Origin of the sequence: Streptomyces sp. NPDC058685 (genome assembly GCF_042714725.1) — a bacterium.
Taxonomy (GTDB): Bacteria; Actinomycetota; Actinomycetes; order Streptomycetales; family Streptomycetaceae; genus Streptomyces.
In genome coordinates, this window is the sequence record NZ_JBHXSL010000012.1 from 184,352 (window position 1) to 187,867 (window position 3,516).

Annotated in this window: 3 protein-coding genes; 2 read left to right on the plus strand and 1 reads right to left on the minus strand. The window is 70.8% G+C overall.

Annotated features, from left to right (window positions below; genetic code table 11):
- Positions 1–99 precede the first annotated feature (99 nt).
- Positions 100–837, minus strand: coding sequence for a class I SAM-dependent methyltransferase (locus tag ACFWU3_RS14550; RefSeq protein WP_384436149.1), 738 nt, complete (start codon positions 835–837; stop codon positions 100–102).
- A gap of 118 nt (positions 838–955) precedes the next feature.
- On the opposite strand from ACFWU3_RS14550, the gene ACFWU3_RS14555 reads away from it, so the two are divergent.
- On the plus strand, positions 956–2,395 hold the full coding sequence (locus tag ACFWU3_RS14555) for a pyridoxal phosphate-dependent aminotransferase (RefSeq protein ID WP_384436152.1): 1,440 nt from the start codon (positions 956–958) through the stop codon (positions 2,393–2,395).
- Between the two features lie 389 nt (positions 2,396–2,784).
- Positions 2,785–3,387 carry a hypothetical protein gene (locus tag ACFWU3_RS14560; protein ID WP_384436155.1) on the plus strand — a complete coding sequence of 201 codons (603 nt, stop codon included), beginning with the start codon at positions 2,785–2,787 and terminating at the stop codon, positions 3,385–3,387.
- Positions 3,388–3,516: the final 129 nt, after the last annotated feature.

Here is a 3,516-nt window from a genome sequence, read left to right on the forward strand (position 1 = left end):
GGCCGCGGGCGCCGCGGGCGGGCGGGGGGGCGCGCCCCCGCGGGGTGGCCCGCCGCCGCGGGCCCCGGGGTGCCCGCCCCCGGGGCCCCACGGCCCGCCTCAGCCGCCCTTGGTCGCCACCACCAGCCGGCAGCGCGGGCTGCCGTCCGTCAGGCGGCCCAGCTCCTCCAGCGGCAGCAACTCCACCGTGAACCCCGCCCGGGTCAGCTCGTCCTGCACCTCGACGAGGCGGAAGGTGCGGTAGTACATGACGAACTCCGGCTTCCACACCAGGTTCCGTACGCGCATCACCGCGTCGAAGCCCCACAGTGTCCAGTACTGGCGTGAGCCCACCCGCGCCGGTGCCGGGAGCGGGAAGACGAATCGGCCACCGGGCCGCAGCGACCGGTGGACCTGGGTGAACAGCGCGGGCAGTTCACGCGGCAGGAAGTGCCCGAAGGCGCCGAAACTCACCGCCAGGTCGAAGACCGGGGCGAAGGGAAGAGCGCGGGCGTCCGCGCGGACCCAGTGCACCGACGGGCCCTCCGGCGTGCCTTGTTCGGGCAGGACCGCCCGCGCGTGGGCGAGCATCCCGGCACTGAAGTCGACGCCCGTGACCTGCTCCGCGCACACCTGCCGCAGCACGCCGACACCCGCGCCGGTGCCGCAGCAGAGGTCGAGCCCCGAGCGGAACGGACCGAGGGCACGCACCGCGCGGGCCACCGGATCCAGTACGCGGTCCGGGGTGCGGAAGGGTGTCCTGTCGAACTTGGGAGCCAGCAGGTCGTAGCCGTGCTCGACCGACGAGAGAGCCTGGACGGCCAGCTCGCGAAGGGTGGGGCCCGATGGGGTGAACATCACCTTCACAGTAGTGCCCCATGCGCCTCGGGGGTTGAACATCACCACTCCACGATCCGTATTCGGAGAGGGTCCCTGCGCATCGTGAGGGCCACAGGCAGGCAGGGGAGGCAGCTTCATGGCCGGCAGCAATGTCACGGCACTCTTTCGCGCGTCCACGGCGCACAGCCCTTCGTACTTCACGCTGAACAGGGCGGGCGGCGCGGAGGCGGGAGAGATCACCGACTTCTGCATCCCGTGCAACCCGTACTTCCCCACACCTGAGATGTTCGAGATGCTCGGCAGCCGGCTGCGCGAGATCCTCACCTACTACCCGAGCGGCGCCGACACCATCACCGCCGAGCTGTGCCAGGTGCTCGGTCTCAATCCGCAGACCGTGGCGATGGGCAACGGCTCCACCGAACTGATCACCTGGATCGACCACTTGCTGGTCCGCGAGTCGCTGGCCGTCCCCGTGCCCACCTTCGGACGGTGGACCGACCAGCCGATGGAGACGGGCAAACGCGTCGACATGCTGCTGCTTCCGGAAGCGCACGGATTCGGCCTGGACCCGGCCGCCTTCGTGCAGTTCATCCGGTCCCGCGGCTCCCGCACCGCCGTGATCTGCAACCCCAACAACCCCGACGGCGGCTATCTCCCCAAGCAGAAGGTCATCGCCCTCCTCGACGAGCTCCAGGACCTCGATCTGGTCGTGGTCGATGAGTCGTTCCTCGAATTCGCGGACGCCGAGCCCGATCCGAGCGTCGCCGCCGAGGCCGTACTGCGGACGAACGTGATCGTGCTGCGCAGCCTCGGCAAGAACTTCGGCCTGCACGGCGTCCGCTTCGGCTATCTCGTCTCGAACCCGACGCTCGCGGGCAGGGTGCGCGCCGCTCTGCCCAAGTGGAACCTCAACTCCTTCGCCGAGACCGTGGTGTTCATGCTGAGGGAACACCGCCAGGAGTACGCGCAGAGCCTCGCCCAGGCGCGTCAGGACCGCCAGGAGATGATGTGGCGGCTGTCCCAGCTGCCCGGGCTGACCGTCTACCCCTCGCAGGGGAACTTCCTCTACGTACGCCTCCCGGAAGGCGTGGACGGATCCGTCCTGCGTGACCGGCTGCTCGGCGAGCACGGTGTGCTGGTGCGCGAGTGCAGCAACAAGGTGGGCAGTTCCGGCCGCTTCCTGCGGCTGGTGATCAGACCGCAGCACGATGTGGCGCGCCTGATGTCCGCGATGGAACAGGTCCTCTACGGCCGCAGCGTGCAGGTCCCGGAGCAGCCTCCGCAGCCGATGGCGCCGATGCTCTCCCAGGTTCCCTCACAGGCCCAGCCCCAGCCGCAACCCCAGCCGCAGCCCCAGCGCCAGCCGCAACCCCAGATGCAGATGCAGGCCCCGGCCCCGATGCTGGCGCTCGCTCAGGAACCGGTCTCGGCCCGGGGCCTGTCCCCGGCCCGCCAGCCGGCCCCGGCCCGCACCGCCGCGCCCCCGGCGGCGCCCGCGGCCGCGCTCTCCCAGGCGATGGTCCCCGGCTACACGTCGGGCACGGCGGCGGTCGACCGGCTGATCGCGGGGGCGTGAGAGCCACCAGCCGAGCGGGAGTCGATCGGCCGTCTGCCAGGCCGACCGCTGGTACGGACCATGGTTCAGCCCGCTGGAAGGGGGGCTCTGACGCCCGAGTCCTCCTACGTGCGCCAGGCGTCCCGGATTCCCCATGTGGGCAGCCCGCGCGGCTGGTTCCCGGCGCAGCGGACGGGACTTGCCGCCGCGGGCCGGGAGTTCACCCAGCCTGGGCGGTTCCGGATGGACCGGGAAGCGCGGCGGCGCACGTCCGGCCGGCCGCCTGATACCGCGGCGTCCGCGAGTCTTGACGCAGACACGCCACAGACCTACCTTCCTATCGCTGAGGTTGTTCAGCTATTGACCCATCGTTCAGAATGCTGAACGAGCGGCGGTTGAAGGAGCCTACGATGACCGGAAAGCGTCTCTTACTGGCGGGGGCCGCAGCGACCTGCGGACTGATCCTCGTCGCGCCCCAGGCCTCCGCGGAGGTCGAGCCGGGAGGGTGGACGTCGCACTCGCCGTCCTTCTCCGTCCAGGAGAGGGGTTGCGGCCAGGTCGACAACCTCACCTTCCGCCTCACCTGCTCGACCGCCAGCGGCGACCAGCGCGCCGAGCGCAGGTACGCCACGTACAACGGCGGCACCCACCAGTTCGAGGGGTACTTCCGCATCACGGCCATGGGCGGGACGCGCATCAGTCTCAAGCAGACGTTCCGCGACGGCTCGTCGGCCGGCCCGTACTTCATGCTCGCAGTCGAGCGCGGCGGCCGACTGTACGCAGTGCACGGCGGCGCGACCGTCGCCGACGGTGCGACGGTCGGCACGCAGGTCCGCGTCAACACCGTTCACCAGGTGGGCACATCCCATCGCACCTACATCAACGGCTCCCGCCGGCACACGTACGACAGCCCGGGCGGCAGCTACTACGACAAGTTCGGCGCCTACCGCACGAGCAGCGGCAACGGCACCGCCACCGTGCAGTGGAGCGGCATCAAGTTCTGGCGCAAGTGAGCGCACGGCAGACGGATGACGACGATTCCCCGCCCGGCCGCCCACGCGCTGCTGGCCACCGCTCTCGTGTCCGCCGTCCTGTCCGGCTGCACGGACCCGACGGCGCAAGCCTCCGCGGGCGCGCCGTCG